General features: G+C 61.1%; 12 protein-coding genes and 1 riboswitch. Of the genes, 6 read left to right on the top strand and 6 right to left on the bottom strand.

Annotated elements, in window-relative coordinates; genetic code table 11:
* Positions 1 to 104 precede the first annotated feature (104 nt).
* A riboswitch (Lysine riboswitch) is annotated at positions 105 to 299 on the bottom strand.
* Between the two features lie 52 nt (positions 300 to 351).
* On the bottom strand, positions 352 to 2160 hold the full coding sequence (locus SSARUM_RS21705; RefSeq protein WP_033636220.1) for a cation:proton antiporter: 1809 nt from the start codon (positions 2158 to 2160) through the stop codon (positions 352 to 354).
* 228 nt (positions 2161 to 2388) lie between these two features.
* On the opposite strand from SSARUM_RS21705, the gene pgi reads away from it, so the two are divergent.
* On the top strand, positions 2389 to 4035 hold the full coding sequence (pgi, locus tag SSARUM_RS21700) for a glucose-6-phosphate isomerase (RefSeq protein WP_033636219.1): 1647 nt from the start codon (positions 2389 to 2391) through the stop codon (positions 4033 to 4035).
* A gap of 61 nt (positions 4036 to 4096) precedes the next feature.
* Here pgi and SSARUM_RS21695 read toward each other — a convergent pair whose 3' ends face one another.
* Positions 4097 to 5530 (bottom strand): capsule assembly Wzi family protein, encoded by a 1434-nt coding sequence (locus SSARUM_RS21695; protein WP_033636218.1) that lies wholly within the window; start codon positions 5528 to 5530, stop codon positions 4097 to 4099.
* A gap of 225 nt (positions 5531 to 5755) precedes the next feature.
* On the opposite strand from SSARUM_RS21695, the gene psiE reads away from it, so the two are divergent.
* A complete protein-coding gene (gene psiE / locus SSARUM_RS21690) occupies positions 5756 to 6163 on the top strand; it encodes a phosphate-starvation-inducible protein PsiE (RefSeq protein ID WP_033636217.1) in 408 nt (135 codons plus the stop codon).
* An 88-nt stretch (positions 6164 to 6251) separates the two neighbouring features.
* Here the strand turns inward: psiE and malG are convergent, their stop codons facing one another.
* The 3 genes from malG to malE are packed head-to-tail and all read right to left on the bottom strand — an operon-like array spanning position 6252 to position 9982.
* Entirely contained in the window at positions 6252 to 7142 is an 891-nt protein-coding gene (gene malG, locus SSARUM_RS21685) for a maltose ABC transporter permease MalG (RefSeq protein WP_021505147.1), read from the bottom strand.
* 11 nt (positions 7143 to 7153) lie between these two features.
* The gene (gene malF, locus SSARUM_RS21680; RefSeq protein WP_033649703.1) at positions 7154 to 8731 is read right to left on the bottom strand and encodes a maltose ABC transporter permease MalF; all 1578 of its coding nucleotides are present in this window, start codon (positions 8729 to 8731) and stop codon (positions 7154 to 7156) included.
* A gap of 57 nt (positions 8732 to 8788) precedes the next feature.
* Positions 8789 to 9982, bottom strand: coding sequence for a maltose/maltodextrin ABC transporter substrate-binding protein MalE (gene malE, locus SSARUM_RS21675; protein WP_033636215.1), 1194 nt, complete (start codon positions 9980 to 9982; stop codon positions 8789 to 8791).
* A gap of 358 nt (positions 9983 to 10340) precedes the next feature.
* Between malE and SSARUM_RS24605 the strand changes: the two genes are divergently transcribed.
* The 4 genes from SSARUM_RS24605 to malM all read left to right on the top strand — a co-directional run bounded on the left by SSARUM_RS24605 (position 10341) and on the right by malM (position 14742).
* Complete coding sequence (locus tag SSARUM_RS24605; protein WP_033638605.1) at positions 10341 to 11312, top strand: alpha-amylase family glycosyl hydrolase; 972 nt, start codon at positions 10341 to 10343, stop codon at positions 11310 to 11312.
* Positions 11305 to 12414 carry a maltose/maltodextrin ABC transporter ATP-binding protein MalK gene (malK, locus tag SSARUM_RS21660; protein WP_033636214.1) on the top strand — a complete coding sequence of 370 codons (1110 nt, stop codon included), beginning with the start codon at positions 11305 to 11307 and terminating at the stop codon, positions 12412 to 12414. The genes SSARUM_RS24605 and malK overlap by 8 nt, the downstream gene beginning before the upstream one ends.
* A 32-nt stretch (positions 12415 to 12446) precedes the next feature.
* On the top strand, positions 12447 to 13736 hold the full coding sequence (locus SSARUM_RS21655; protein WP_033649704.1) for a maltoporin: 1290 nt from the start codon (positions 12447 to 12449) through the stop codon (positions 13734 to 13736).
* A gap of 100 nt (positions 13737 to 13836) precedes the next feature.
* Positions 13837 to 14742 (top strand): maltose operon protein MalM, encoded by a 906-nt coding sequence (gene malM / locus SSARUM_RS21650; RefSeq protein ID WP_060430932.1) that lies wholly within the window; start codon positions 13837 to 13839, stop codon positions 14740 to 14742.
* A gap of 55 nt (positions 14743 to 14797) precedes the next feature.
* Here malM and SSARUM_RS21645 read toward each other — a convergent pair whose 3' ends face one another.
* Complete coding sequence (locus SSARUM_RS21645) at positions 14798 to 15781, bottom strand: nucleoside hydrolase (protein WP_039569666.1); 984 nt, start codon at positions 15779 to 15781, stop codon at positions 14798 to 14800.
* Positions 15782 to 15785 lie beyond the last annotated feature (4 nt).

Raw genomic sequence — 15785 nt, 5'->3', positions numbered from 1 at the left:
AAACCTCGTGTCAGGGATGCCCGTTTGGGGGCACTGTAATTCCATAGCCTTGGCACAAGGGGAGAGCGGTAAACAGGGGGCAGGCGTAGAGGTCAGGCTACGATACACCCAGAAGCGCCCCACCTTGTCGATCGCCCTGCGGGCGATCCCCTGGTGACAACCCAGGGGATTCAGCCCCTGTAGTCGATAGGATAATGGCCGGCCATTACCCTACCTCGGCGTCGCTCCCCCTCGGGTGCCGTCAACGGAGAAACGGCTCCTCTGACACTCTACCTGGGCGACGCGCCTCTTCTGGCTTGCGCACCGGGTGCGCAAGTAGGCTGTTAGGAATAGCCGGTTATCGCCATTCTGTCAACGTACAGACGGTGAGGGATTTTCATCTTGCACCAGCGCGATAAGCGTACAGGGCATCGCGGGCGTGGAACCGGCGCCAATCGGTTGCAGAGAACCGTCTTCCTTTTGGCTGAATAACGGAATAACGCCCTGATGTTTCTCCAAATACTCCAGCCAACCGAAATTTTCGTTCAATTTGGTCGCTTTGATGGTGGCTCCCCTGGCGAGCAGGCTGCTCAGGCGGCCGTAGGTGGCTTCCTGATTAAATAAAATTTCATGCCGGCGGAAACGCGAGCTTTCCGCGCTGGCGCCGCGCCCTTTCAGCGGCGCTCCCGAACGGATGGCAAACACGTGATCCTCGCCGAAGAGATGACCGAAGTGGTAGACCGCCAGCGCGTTCTGGTGGCGATTGGGCGACAGCGCCAGCACCTGGGCGATATTGCTCAGATCGAGATAGTTCTCGGCGTGTTCGGAGTAGGCGTGGCCATAGTAGGCCGGGATGCCTTCCATGCGCGCCTGGCGGTAGTATTCCCAGCTGCTGTCGGTGACGATTACCGGCACGTTCAGCTTGATCAGCGCCTGCGCCAGCATGCGCGCCACGCTGTTGGCGCCGACGATCAGCACGCCGCGCGGCTTTTGCTGCTGCACCCGCAGCCAGCGCGCCATCATCCCGCTGGTCAGGCTTTGCAGCACCACGGTGCCGATGATGATGGCGAACACCACGGTCACCAGCCGGTCGGCGCCCTGGTAGCCGCTGCGCTGCAGCGTCAGCGCGAACAGCGAGCTGACCGCCGCGGCGACGATGCCGCGCGGGGCGATCCAGCACAGCAGCAGCCGATCGCGCCAGTGCAGGGAAGAGCGCCAGGTCGACACCGCGATGCACAGCGGCCGGGCGATGAACTGCACCACCAGCAGCAGCAGGAGCAGCGGCCAACCCATGTTCCACAGCGCCTGGATATCGAGCCGCGCCGCCAGAATGATGAACAGCGCCGAGATCAGGATCGCCGACAGCTCCTCTTTGAACGCCAGAATATCGCTGGTGTCCACGTCGCGCATGTTGGCCAGCCAGATGCCCATCACCGTGACGGTCAGCAGGCCGGATTCGTCGGCGATGGCGTTGGAAACGCCGAAGGCGGTCAGCATGATCGCCAGCACCGCCAGGTTCTGCAGGTAGCGCGGCAGCCAGACGCGGCGCAGCGCCAGGCCGAGCAGGTAGCCGAACAGTGCGCCGGCAATCAGGCCGACGGCGGCGGTCATGCCCAGCGTCCAAAACAGATGGGTATAGGACTCCGCATTCTGTTTCAGCACGATGAATTCGAACACCAGCAGGGTGAAGATGGCGCCGACCGGATCGATGACGATCCCTTCCCAGCGCAGTACCTGGTTAATGTTGGCGTTCGGCCGCACCACGCGCATCAGCGGGGCGATCACCGTCGGCCCGGTCACCACCGTCACCGCGCCGATCAGCGCCGCCAGCTCCGGCGGGAAATCCAGCAGCCACCAGCTGGCGAGGCTGATGACCAGAAAGGTGACCAGCATGCCGACGGTGACCAGATTGCGCACCACGCCGCCGAGGCCGCGTATCTCCTCGAAACGCAGCGTCAGCGCCCCTTCGAACAGGATGATCGCCACCGACAGCGACACCAGCGGAAACAGCAGATCGCCGAACAGCAGATCCGGCTGCACCAGATGCACCGTCGGGCCGAGCACGATGCCGAACAGCAACAGCGGCAAAATGGCCGGCAGGCGCAGCAGCCAGGCCAACCACTGCGCCAGCAGCGACGCCAGGCCGATAAGCACCAACATGAGCGGGGCAGATAATTCCATAAGCGAGATCCCTTTCAAATGACGAAATAAGCAATGATGACACAGCCTGATGACAATTCGGCAACCCCGATAACAGGCCGTTAGCCAAAAGTATAGAGTGAAAGCTGAAACGAGGCGGCACTGCGTTGACAGTTAGCGCCTATCGCAAGAAAAGAGATCATAATCACAGTCGAACAGGCTACAATCGGACAACGCGTCATTTTTATTCTCAAGCCTAAGAGTGTTGCTATGAAAAATATCAATCCTAGTCAAACCGCTGCTTGGCAAGCCCTGCAGCAACATTATGCACAGATGAAAGACGTACGGATCGCCGACCTGTTCGCCCAGGACAGCGATCGTTTCTCCAGGTTCTCCGCGACCTTCAACGACCAAATGTTGGTGGACTATTCCAAGAACCGTATCACGCAGGAAACCCTGGAGAAGCTGCAGGCGCTGGCGAAAGAAACCGATCTGCAAGGCGCCATCAAATCGATGTTCGCCGGTGAGAAAATCAACCGCACCGAAGATCGCGCGGTGCTGCACATTGCCCTGCGCAACCGCAGCAACAGCCCGATCCTGGTCGACGGCAAAGACGTGATGCCGGAAGTGAACGCGGTGCTGGCCAAGATCAAACAGTTCTGCGCGCGCGTCATCGGCGGCGAGTGGAAAGGCTACACCGGCAAACCGATCACCGACGTGGTGAACATCGGCATCGGCGGTTCGGATCTCGGCCCTTACATGGTGACCGAAGCGCTGCGCCCGTATAAAAACCACCTGAACATGCACTTCGTCTCCAACGTCGACGGCACCCATATCGCCGAAACGCTGCAGCCGCTGAACCCGGAAACCACGCTGTTCCTGGTGGCCTCCAAAACCTTCACCACTCAGGAAACCATGACCAACGCCCACAGCGCGCGCGACTGGTTCCTGAGCAGCGCCGCCGATCAACAACACGTGGCCAAGCACTTCGCCGCGCTGTCCACCAACGGCAAAGCGGTGGCCGAGTTCGGCATCGATACCGACAACATGTTCGAATTCTGGGACTGGGTAGGGGGCCGTTACTCCCTGTGGTCGGCGATCGGTCTGTCGATCGCGCTGTCCATCGGTTATGACAACTTCGAGCAGCTGCTGAGCGGCGCGCACGCCATGGACAAGCACTTCGCCGAAACGCCGGCGGAGAAGAACCTGCCGGTGCTGCTGGCGCTGATCGGTATCTGGTACAACAACTTCTTCGGCGCCGAAACCGAAGCCATTCTGCCGTACGATCAGTACATGCACCGTTTTGCCGCTTACTTCCAGCAGGGCAACATGGAATCCAACGGCAAGTACGTCGATCGCAACGGCAATCCGGTGGATTATCAGACCGGCCCTATCATTTGGGGCGAGCCGGGCACCAACGGCCAGCATGCGTTCTACCAGCTGATCCACCAGGGCACCAAGCTGGTGCCTTGCGACTTCATCGCGCCGGCCATCAGCCATAATCCGCTGGGCGATCATCACGCCAAACTGCTGTCCAATTTCTTCGCCCAGACCGAAGCGCTGGCGTTCGGCAAGTCGCTGGACGTGGTGGAGGCCGAGTTCGCGGCGCAGGGTAAAACCCCTGAGCAGGTCAAGCACGTGGCGCCGTTCAAAGTGTTTGAAGGCAACCGCCCGACCAACTCGATCCTGCTGCGCGAAATCACCCCGTTCAGCCTGGGCAGCCTGATCGCGCTGTACGAGCACAAGATCTTCACCCAGGGCGCGATCCTGAACATCTTTACCTTCGATCAGTGGGGCGTGGAGCTGGGTAAACAGCTGGCTAACCGCATCCTGCCGGAGCTGGCGGGCAGCGAGAAAATCAGCAGCCACGACAGCTCGACCAATGCGCTGATCAACCGCTTCAAGGAATGGCGCTAAGCGCCTGAGCTGAAGCCAATAAAAAACCCGCCGCGGCGGGTTTTTTTACGTCTGCAAAAAATTACAGGTTGATCGGCACTTCGAAGCTGACGCCGGCACCCACGTCGTCGGCGGTGCTGTGATCGCTGTTGGTGTACCACAGGCTGGTATCGAATTTAACCTGAGAATCGAAGCTGTAACCCCAGCCGAGCTGAATGCCTTTCAGCGTATCGGAACGCGGGAACGCCCGGTTGATGGTTTGGTTGTTCGGATTCACCTTGGCGTACACCAGGCGGGTGCTCCAACGCTGGCCGTCGTCCAGCACCATTTCCACGCGGCCGGACAGCATCTGACCGTCGCCGCCCATCGCATGGCCCAGCGGATAACCTTGCTGGTAGTAACCGCCCCGATAGATGTAGTGGTTGTACATCACGTTGTTGGCGTTGCCGTTAGAGCGGGTATCAGTACCTTCGATATGCCAGTTGATCGTGGTCGGGCCCCATTCCGGATGGCCTTCAAGCCCCAGCATGTAGGCGTTATGCGAAGGCAACATGCCTGCTTCATCTTCACCGGTGATCTGGCCATACAGGCTGACCGGCATGCCGATGAGCGGCTGCAGCTTGAGTTTGAAGTCAAAACCGCCCAACTGGTTGCCCGGATCGTTTTTCGGATCGCCGGTATTGTCGTTGCCGGTGACGCCATCCCAGAAGGAACTCCAGGAGTGCGGACGGCCATCACCACCCCACATCATGACGCGCGAAGCGCCCAACTCCAGGAAGTCGGTCGGCATCATGGTCAGGCGGCCACCGATCAGCTTGGTGTCCGGCACGGCAGCGTACTGCGACAGTTGGCCGGCGGACAACTGGTATTGCCAGCGGCCAATCCACGACAGCCACGGGGTTTCAAACGGCGATTGGTCGGCGCGCTGCAGCATAAAGCCGGCCACCGGGCGCGCGGCGTCGGAGCGGATCAGGCTGCCGTCGTAGCCCGGGCCCCACCACTGGGAAACCTCGCCGAAGGAGAGCCATTGGTTCCAGATTTTCACCGCGCCGTAGGAGCCGTTCATGTTGAATTTGGAGCCGTCGCTGACGCGCTGATCGCCTTCCACCGAGCCCTGCAGACGCACGTCCCAGAACTCGCCGTTGGCGCCGGCGCCGATGGTCAGGCGATCGTCGGCGTATTCGTTTTGGCCGAAGCCCTGCGGGGTGCCGGGTTTATCGGTCGAGGCGTAACCGCTGACGCGAATGTTGGCTTTCAGGGCATCGACGCGGCGTTGTACGCGGTCGATAACGTTTTTCTCGGTGTTGGTCACCGGCTTGGCCTGCGCGATAACGGAGCTGATCTCTTCCTGGCTCAGCGGCCAGGTGGACAGGCTGACGTTGATGACGCCGCGGTCAGACAGCCAGGCGAGATCGTTACGCAGATCGTTGTCAGGGGCTACCAGGCCGGCGGCGTGGCCGGACAATGCACAGGTAAACAGGCCCGCAGCGACCAGTCCGTTAAGTTTAGCGCGCATAAAGAATTCCCTTGTTAATTCGAGGTTATTGGTTTTATGTAAAGATCTCTGTGTCCCATGATAGTTGACATTTCGATTTGCTACAAATCTATAGGTCAGAAACATCTTATTATAACGTGATGAATTAAATGGGGTTTAAAGTGCTTTCGCAAGGGGTGGAATTTTTAGGACAATGCCTATATTGGCACGGTTGAATCATATACGCGGTATTCAGAGAGAGGTTTTATGGCAAAAACGTCGCGTTCGATAATGATAGCGAAGGGGCTGCAGCGGGTGCTGAACGTGGGCTTGCTGCTGCTGGCGGCCATTCTGGTGGTGTTTCTGGTCAAGGAAACCCTCCACCTGGCGAAGGTGTTATTTATCAACAGCGAAGAGTCGTCCTCTTACCTGTTGATTGAAGGCATTGTGATTTATTTCCTGTACTTTGAATTTATCGCCTTGATCGTCAAGTATTTTGAGTCGGGTTATCATTTCCCGCTGCGCTATTTTATTTACATTGGCATTACCGCGATTATTCGTTTGATTATCGTAGATCACAAAAACCCCATCGATACCCTGATCTACGCCGCGGCGATATTGGTGCTGGTGGTGACGCTTTATCTGGCAAACACCGATCGGCTGAAACGGGAGTAGCGGAGATAAAAATGGCGGCCAGAGGCCGCCAAAGACACAGGATTACCGCTATCGCGGAAAGACATCAAACGCACTGCAGTGGCACAAATTACCCCTTCACGCCGCCGGCCGTCAGGCCGCCCACCAGCCAGCGCTGCGCCAGCAGGAACACGGCGGTGATCGGTATCGCCGACAGCACCGCGGCGGCGGCGAAGTCGCCCCACAGGTAGTTCTGCGGGTTGAGATATTGCTGCATCCCCACCGCCAGCGTGTAGCTGTTCACATCGCGCAGCAGCAGCGACGCCACCGGCACTTCGGTGATGGCGGCGATAAACGACAGAATGAATACCACCGCCAGAATCGGCACCGACAGCGGCAGCAACACCAGACGGAACGCCTGCCACGGCGTGGCGCCGTCCAGCGCCGCCGCCTCTTCCAGCGAGTTGTCGATGGTTTCGAAATAGCCCTTGATGGTCCAGACGTGCAGCGCGATGCCACCCATGTAGGCGAAGATCACGCCGCCGTGGGTGTTCAGGCCGATAAACGGAATGTACTGGCCCAGGCGATCGAACAGGGCGTACAGCGCCACCAGCGACAGCACCGCCGGGAACATCTGGAAGATCAGCATGCTTTTCAGCAGCGTGCTCTTGCCGCGAAAGCGCATGCGGGCAAAGGCGTAGGCGCAGGTGGTAGACAGCGTCACGATGCCGATGGCGGTGATCGCCGCGATCTTGACTGAGTTCCACAGCCACAGCAGCACCGGGAACGGCGGCGGCGTCACGCTGCCGTCGGCGTGGGTGACGCTGAAGCCGAGCGCCAGCCGCCAGTGATCCCAGGAGAGGGTTTCCGGTATCAGGCTGCCGGTGGCGAAGTTGCCGGAGCGCAGCGAGATGGCGACCACCATCAGCAGCGGGAACATGATCAGGGCGATAAAGCACAGCATCAAAATATGGGTGATCCACAGGCGCAGGCGCTGGGATTTGGGTTGAACCATGGCCATCGTCATTCTCCCTAATCGAAGTTCATCTTGCTGGCTTTCAAATTCAGGATCGCCAGCGCGCCCACCAACAGGAAGATCAGCGTGGCGATGGCGGCCGCCAGCCCGAAGTCTTGCCCGCCGCCGCCTTCGAAGGCGATGCGGTAGGTGTAGCTGACCAACAGATCGGTATAGCCGGCCGGCGTGGTGGTGCCGATCATGTCCGGGCCGCCGTTGGTCAGCAGCTGGATCAGCACGAAGTTGTTAAAGTTGAAGGCGAAGCTGGCGATCATCAGCGGCGTCAGCGGCTTGATCAGCAGCGGTAAGGTGATGCGGAAGAAGTTTTGCCACGGGTTGGCGCCGTCCATCGCCGAGGCCTCGTACAGATCGTCCGGGATCGCCTTCAGCAGCCCCATGCACAGGATCATCATGTACGGGTAGCCGAGCCAGGTGTTGACGATCAGGATCATGCTCTTGGCGGTGAGCGGATCGCTGAACCAGGCCGGTTTGATGCCGAACAGATGGCTGAGCATCATGTTGATCTCGCCGAAGCTCTGGTTGAACAAACCTTTGAAGATCAGGATCGAGATGAATGACGGCACCGCATAGGGCAGGATCAGCAGCACACGGTAGATCGCCTTGCCTTTCAGCGCCTCCCACTGCACCACGCAGGCCAACACCATGCCGACCGCCACGGTGAGGATCACCGTCATCACCGAGAACACGATGGTCCAGATGAAGATCGACACGAACGGTTTCTTGATGCCCTCGTCCTGCAGCACCCGCAGGAAGTTCTTCCAGCCGGTGGTGACGGTATAGCCTGGGCTCAGGGTTTCCTGCGCCCAGCCGCCGTCGGCGTTGATCGCCTGATAGAAGCCGGTGTCGCCGTTCGGCCGGTAGCGCACCTGGGTCTGGTTATTGGTCAGCGTGCTGCCGTCTTGGTCCAGCGCATACAGCGGGCGGGTGCCGGAGAACTGGCGCAGGGAGCTCATGCGCAATTCACCGCCGTCGGGCAGCTGCGCCACCAGCTGGCTCAGCGCCTGCCGGTTCTGGGTGATCATCCGCAGCGTGGCGCGCTCGCCCTGCGGCGCGGCGCTCTGTGCCGTCAGTTTCAGGGTTTGCGGCGCGGCGGCGTCGAGGCGGAAAGGCTCGGAGATCAGCGGTGCTTCGCCGTCCGGCGGCGTCAGCTGCAGGCGCCACTGCTGGTTTTCCGCCGGGTAGAGGCCGAAGGTAAAGGTTTTGCCGCTCTGGAACTGGCGCTGCATCAGCACCGATTGCGCGCGCTCGAAGGTCAGTTGGTTGGTGCTGCTGTAGTTGGTGAAGGCGATGGCGATGGTGCAAATCAGCGGGAACAGGACGAACAGCCCCATGCCGGCGACGCCGGGATACACATAGCGCCAGGCGTAGGCGCGGCGGTTGGCGAAGACGTAAAGCCCGGCGCTGACCAGGATCAGCGTCAGGATGGCGAACAGGTATTCACCCTGTGCATACATCAACACAATCAGGTAGCAGGTCACCAGGCTGAACAGGCTGACTACCAGCCATTTCAGCGCGTCGCTTTGCCACCACTTCGATTTTTTACGCGCAGGCGTCCCGGCGTGAGCGAATTGCATAGGGCGTTCCTTTCTGTGAAGCAACGGCGGGGCACCGTGGCACCCCGCACGACGTCGTTACTTGGTGATGCGGGTCTGCACGTCGTCCAGCGCGGCTTTCACCGTCTGACGGCCGCTGACGGCGTTGATCACCGCGCTGCGTTCGGCGTACCAGAAGGCGCTCATCTGCGGGATGTTCGGCATGATTTCCCCGTTTTGCGAGTTCTGCATGGTGGCGGCGATCTTCGGATCTTTGGCCAGCGTTTCCTGGTAGGACTTCAGTGCCACCGCGCCCAGCGGCTTGTCTTTGTTGACGTCCGCCAGCCCTTCGTTGGTCAGCAGGTAGTTCTCGAGGAACTCGGTCGCCAGTTCTTTATTCGGGCTGGCGGCGTTGATGCCGGCGGTCAGCACGCCGACGAACGGCTTGGACGGTTTGCCTTTGAAGGTCGGCAGCAGCGTCACGCCGTAGTTGATTTTGCTCTGCTCGATGTTGTTCCAGGCCCACGGCCCGTTGATGGTCATCGCGGTCTGGCCTTTGTTGAACGCGGCTTCGGCGATCGAGTAATCGGTATCGGCGTTGATGTGCTTGTTTTTCACCAGATCGACGATGAACTGCAGACCTGCCTGCGAACCGGCGTTGGCGACGCCGACATCCTTGATGTTGTATTTACCGTTTTCATACTTGAAGGCATAACCGCCGTCGGCGGCGATGATAGGCCAGGTGAAGTAGGGTTCCTGCAGGTTCCACATGATGGCGCTCTTGCCGTTGGCGCGCAGCTGCTTGTCCAGCGCCGGGATCTCTTCCCAGGTCTTCGGCGGCTGTTTGACCAGGTCTTTGTTGTAAATCAGCGACAGCGCCTCGACGGCGATCGGGTAGCCGATCAGCTTGCCGTCATAACGCACGGCGTCCCAGGTGAACGGAAACAGCTTGTCCTGGAAGGCTTTGGACGGGTGGATTTCGGCCAGCAGGCCGGACTGCGCATAGCCGCCGAAGCGGTCGTGGGCCCAGAAAATGATGTCAGGGCCGTCGCCGGTGGCGGCCACCTGCGGGTATTTTTCTTCCAGCTTGTCCGGGTGTTCGACGGTAACCTTGATGCCGGTGTCTTTTTCGAATTTCTTGCCGACTTCGGCCAGGCCGTTATAGCCCTTGTCGCCATTGATCCAGATAACCAGTTTGCCTTCCTCGATCTTGGCGAAGGCGGAAGAAGAGAGCACCAGGGTGGCCAGTGCCGAGAGCGCCAGCGTGCGGGCGAGGGTAATGCTGCGAGTCATAATCCAGTCCTTCTTTTTGTGGGCACATAAATCAAGGAGTGACGTTTCGCGGTAATAGTGGGTCACAACGCGACATATTCTCATCCTCCCCCCCTCTACGCCCCTGAGATGAGGAGTGTGATCCAGTTAACGTTGCGCTCTATTCTGTGGCGTCAGGCACAAAATAGGGGGGCGATTTTTGCCAGACGGATCACAGATTTGCCTTAAGCGCGGAACTTCTCATCGCCGCGGTCGTTCTCTCATCCTCCCGCCTCCTCCCCCATGAAAAATCCTGTTACGGATGATTACCCTTTCCGGCGACTCCCGCACTATCGGCCCATTGATTTTTAACGCCACGCGCAGCAGGGATATCGGATTTATGTCGTCAATGCCTATCGCCACTCAGCCCACCCTGTACCGGATCCATCCGGCCAGTTTCCGTGACGGAAACGGGGACGGCGTGGGCGACGCGCACGGCATGCTGGCGGCGCTGCCGTACCTGAAAGCGCTGTCGATCGACGGCCTGTTGCTGCCGCAGACGCTGGCGCCGGAGGCCGAGGCGACGGTGACGGCCGAAGGGCTGACGCTGTGGTATGGCGATGAAGCCAACCGCGTTCGCAATGCCGTTGCGCCACAGCGGTTCGTCCACGGCGCGCTGGCGCTGGACGTGATGCCGTTCAGCGCGGAGAAGCTGGTGGCGGTGCTGCACGCCCGCCGCGCCACGTTGGCGGACAGCCTGTGGAGCACCGGCGACGCCGATCAGCCAAGAGTGGTCAGCCGCTGGGGGCAGGGCGACCTGCGTTCCGCCGCCGCCTTTTTGACGCTGTTGGCGATGTTGCCGGCGCCGATCTGCCTGTACCAGGGCGAGGAACTGGGGCTGCCGCATGCCGCCGGGCTGCAGGATCCGCGCGGCGCGCAAACGCCGATGCCGTGGCATGAAGCCCCCGAACAGGTCACCGCCGGCGAAATCAGCTGGTATCAACAGGTGGCGATCGAACACCGCGCATTGGCCATCAGCCGCCAACAGCACGACAGCCACTCCACCTTACGTTACTGCCAGGCGCTGTTGGCCCTGCGCCGTTCGCCGCTCATCCAGCGTGGCGAATTGAACGCGATCAGCCAGCGGGACGGCGTGGTGCGCTTACTTATTACCCATCAGGATCAATGCCTTGAAGCGCTGATAAACCTGCAGCCTTATACTCAGGCGGCCGCGCCGTCTGAGGCGACCTTGCCGTTGGCATGGCAGCACGGCGCGCAGCAAGAGGGTCATCAATGGGTTTTGGCGGGCTTTGCTTCCGCCATTTTCACACGACATGTTAACTGCGAAAGCAGGGGAGTAACGCATGGCTAGCGTGACACTGCGCAGCGTTTATAAGGCCTTCGGTGAGGCCGTGATTTCCAAAGACGTCAATCTGACCATCGAAGACGGCGAGTTTGTGGTGTTTGTCGGGCCGTCGGGCTGCGGTAAATCGACGCTGCTGCGCATGATCGCCGGGCTGGAGGACATCACCTCCGGCGACCTGCTGATCGGCGAGAAACGCATGAATGAGGTGCCGCCTTCCGAGCGCGGCATCGGCATGGTGTTCCAGTCCTACGCGCTGTATCCGCACCTGTCGGTGGCGGACAACATGTCGTTCGGCCTGAAGCTGGCCGGCGCCAGGAAAGCGGAAATCAATCAACGGGTGAATCAGGTTTCCGAGGTGCTGCAGCTGGCGCACCTGCTCGATCGGCGGCCGAAGGCGCTGTCCGGCGGGCAGCGTCAGCGCGTGGCGATCGGCCGCACGCTGGTGGCCGAGCCGGACGTGTTCCTGCTCGACGAACCGCTGTCCAACCTCGACGCCGCGCTGCGGGTGCAGATGCGCATCGAGATTTCCCGTCTGCACAAGCGCCTGCAGCGCACCATGATTTACGTCACCCACGATCAGGTCGAAGCGATGACGCTGGCCGACAAGATCGTGGTGCTAGACGCCGGTCGCGTGGCGCAGGTCGGCAAGCCGCTGGAGCTGTACCACTACCCGGCCAACCGCTTCGTCGCCGGGTTTATCGGCTCGCCGAAGATGAACTTCCTGCCGGTCAAGGTGACCGCGGCGCAGCCGCAACAGGTGCAGGTCGAACTGCCCAACCGCCAGCTGGTCTGGCTGCCGGTGGAAGGCGAGGGCGTTCAGCCCGGCGCCAACCTGTCACTGGGCATTCGTCCTGAACATCTGCTGCCCGGCGAAGCCTCAGAAGTGCGGCTTACCGGCGACGTACAGGTGGTGGAGCAGCTCGGCAACGAGACGCAAATCCACATCCAAATCCCGGCCATCCGTCAAAACCTGGTGTACCGCCAGAATGACGTGGTGCTGGTAGAAGAAGGTGCCACATTCGCCATCGGCCTGCCGCCTCATCGTTGCCACCTGTTCCGTGAAGACGGTACGGCATGTAAACGGCTGCACCAGGAGCCGGGCGTTTAAAGCATCAAAGTCGGTATAACAGGAGAATAATGATGACTACTCTGCGCAAACTTCCTCTGGCACTGGCTGTCGCCGCCGGTGTTCTCTCTACTCAGGCGCTGGCCGTGGATTTTCACGGTTATGCCCGTTCCGGCATCGGCTGGACCGGCAGCGGCGGTGAGCAACAGTGCTTCAAGGCCACCGGTGCCGCGAGCAAATACCGTCTCGGCAACGAATGCGAAACCTACGCCGAACTGAAACTGGGGCAGGAAGTGTGGAAAGAAGGCGACAAGAGTTTCTATTTCGACACCAACCTGGCCTATTCGGTCTCGCAACGTTCCGACTGGGAAGACGTGACCCCGGGCTTCCGCGAAGTCAACGTGCAGGGTAAAAACCTGATCGACTGGCTGCCGGGCTCCACGCTGTGGGCCGGTAAGCGCTTCTATCAGCGTCATGACGTTCACATGATCGACTTCTACTACTGGGATATCTCCGGCCCGGGCGCCGGTCTGGAAAACATCGATCTGGGCTTCGGCAAGCTGTCCGCCGCCGTGACCCGCAACTCCGAATCCGGCGGCTCTTACGGCTACCTGGATAACGAATGGAAACAGCGCCCAACCGTCAACGACACCTTCGATCTGCGTCTGGCCGGCCTGGAGCTGAACCCGGGCGGCACCCTGGAGCTGGGCGTGGACTACGGCCGCGCCAATGCGCAGGATAACTATCGCCTGGCCGACGGCGCCAGCAAAGACGGCTGGATGTTCACTGCGGAACACACGCAGAGCATCCTGAACGGCTACAACAAATTCGTGCTGCAGTATGCCACCGACTCGATGACCTCGCAGAACAACGGCCGCAACGAAGGCGCCACCATCGATAACAACGGCAAGATGATCCGCGTGCTGGATCACGGCGCCATCGACTTCAACGATCAATGGGCGCTGATGTACGTCGCCATGTTCCAGGACATCGACCGCGATAACAACAACGGCACCACCTGGTACACCGTGGGCGTGCGCCCGATGTACAAATGGACGCCAATCATGAGCACCCTGCTGGAAGCCGGCTATGACAACGTCAAATCCCAGCGCACCGGCGATCGCAACGGCCAGTATAAAGTGACCCTGGCGCAGCAGTGGCAGGCGGGCAACAGCATCTGGTCGCGTCCGGCCATCCGTCTGTTCGCCACCTACGCCAAGTGGGATGAGAAGTGGGGCTACGCCACCGGTGACGACACCGGGTATAACACCGGCACCGCTTACAACGACACCAGCATGCATACCTTCAGCCGCGGCAAGGATGACGAAGTCACCTTCGGCGCCCAGATGGAAATTTGGTGGTAACGACGACAGGGCGGGGAGGGCTATCGGCTCTCCCCCAACCGCATTCGCCGCGGCCGGATCTCTTGCCTGATCCGCCGCGGCGCTGAAAGAGGATATAACGATGAAAAAGAATCTGCTGTCACTCTGCCTGTCGCTGGCGCTGACCGTCGGCGCGCCTTTGGCGGCCAACGCCGACACGCCGGCCAACGTTTCCGTCGCGCCGGCCATCAGCGCCGCCACGCTGCAAAGCCTGCCGTGGCAGCCGCTGCAGCCGCCGGTGTCGCAAGAGGTGAAGCTCGACGCCGTCAGCCCGCAGCTCAATCAGGGCGAAATTCAGGGGGCGATCGCCGCCTATACGCTGCCGGCCGATCGCGGTTCGCTGGAAGTGACGCTGAGCAGCCTCGCCAAAAACAATTCGCTGTACGCGCCGAGCGTACTGGTGCTGGATGAGCATCTGCGCCCGGCGGCGTATTACCCGAGCAGCTATTTCCCGTATCAGCCGCCGGGGGCGATGTCCTCCGATCGCCTCGAAGGCACGCTGAAACTGACGCCGGCGCTCGGTCAAAAACAGATTTACCTGCTGGTGTACACCACCCGCCAGGACTTGGCGAAAACCACGCAGCTGACCAACCCGGCCAAGGCCTACGCGCAGGGCGTGGGCAACGCGGTGCCGGATATCCCGGACCCGATCGCCGGCCACGCGACGACCGGCACGCTGAAGCTTAAGGTGACCGCGGAACAGGGCACCGGCAACGTGATGATCGGCATGCTGCAGCCTGCGCCGACCGTGGCGCCGGTGGTGGTGGGCTCGACCGCACCGGCCGCCGTGGCGGCGCCTGCGCCTGCGCCGGAGAAACCGGCGGAGCCGATGCTCAACGATACCGAAAGCTACTTCAATAGCGGCATCAAGCAGGCGGTGAAGGCGGGCGATATCGACAAGGCGCTGAAGCTGATGAATGAGGCCGAGAAACTGGGCTCGGCCACCGCGCGTAAAACGTTTATCAGCAGCGTTAAAGGCAAGGGGTAACACCCGGCGCTGCCGATGCTGGCTCGATGATTGGTGCGCTTTGGCGCACCTTTTTTCATCCGCGGGCCAGCGTTGCGCCGATCAACGCCAGCAGACGGGCGTTGTCCACCTGCTGCATGACGCGCACCGGCTTGCCCTGCGGCGCCGGCATGCCGACCGTCAGGCGCAGGCTGTCCGGCCGCCAGCGGCGTGAGCTGCCGCGCGTCAACGCCCCTTCCAGCGCCACATCCACATGAAACATCTCGGTGGTGACCAGCTGCGGCGCCAGCAGCCAGGCGATCACCAGCGCATCATGGATCCAGCAGCCCGGCAGGCGCCGCGTATGGCGCGAATAGTCGATCCACGGCTGCGTCGTGGCGCGCAAATAGCGGCACAGCGGGGTATCCGGCTGGGTCAACGCGGCCAGATCCGCCTGGGTCAGCATGGTCTGGGTGGTGACGTCCAGCGGCGCCAGCGTGATAGCGGCGCCGCTGTTCAACACCAGCCGCGCCGCTTCCGGATCCAGGCCGAAATTGGTGTCCTTGATATATCCCTCAACGTTGAACACGCCGCCCATGATCACGATCTCTTTCACCGCCTGCGCCATCTGCGGGTAAAGCTGCATGGCGTGCGCAACGTTGGTCAGCGGGCCGATCGCCGCCAGCGTGATCTCGCCGGGATGCCGGCAGATCAGTTCGCCGATGGCGATGGCGGCGTCCGGCGCGGGCGCGTTGGCCAGCGAGGGCGCGGGCAGGTCACGCCACAGCGCCGCCAGCTTAGGATCGGCGATCGGGCGGTCCAGGTGTGCGCGCCACGGCTCCGGCGGTTCGCTCAGGGCGCGCGCCGCGCCGAGGGCGACCGGCACCTGATAGCCGCTCTGCGCCAGCAGGTCGGTAGCGACGGCGAAGCCCACTTCGCGCGGGGTGTTGCCGGCCACGATGCTGATCAACTCCAGCTGCAGCTGCGGTTTGGCTGCCAGCGCCAGGGCCAGCGCCAGGCCGTCGTCGACGTTGGCGCCGGGAACGCCGTTGCCGGGATCGCAATCAATGATTAAACGCATATAA

The organism is Serratia sarumanii, assembly GCF_029962605.1.
In the GTDB taxonomy this organism is placed as follows: domain Bacteria; phylum Pseudomonadota; class Gammaproteobacteria; order Enterobacterales; family Enterobacteriaceae; genus Serratia; species Serratia sarumanii.
This window is presented reverse-complemented; position numbering and strand designations above follow the sequence as displayed.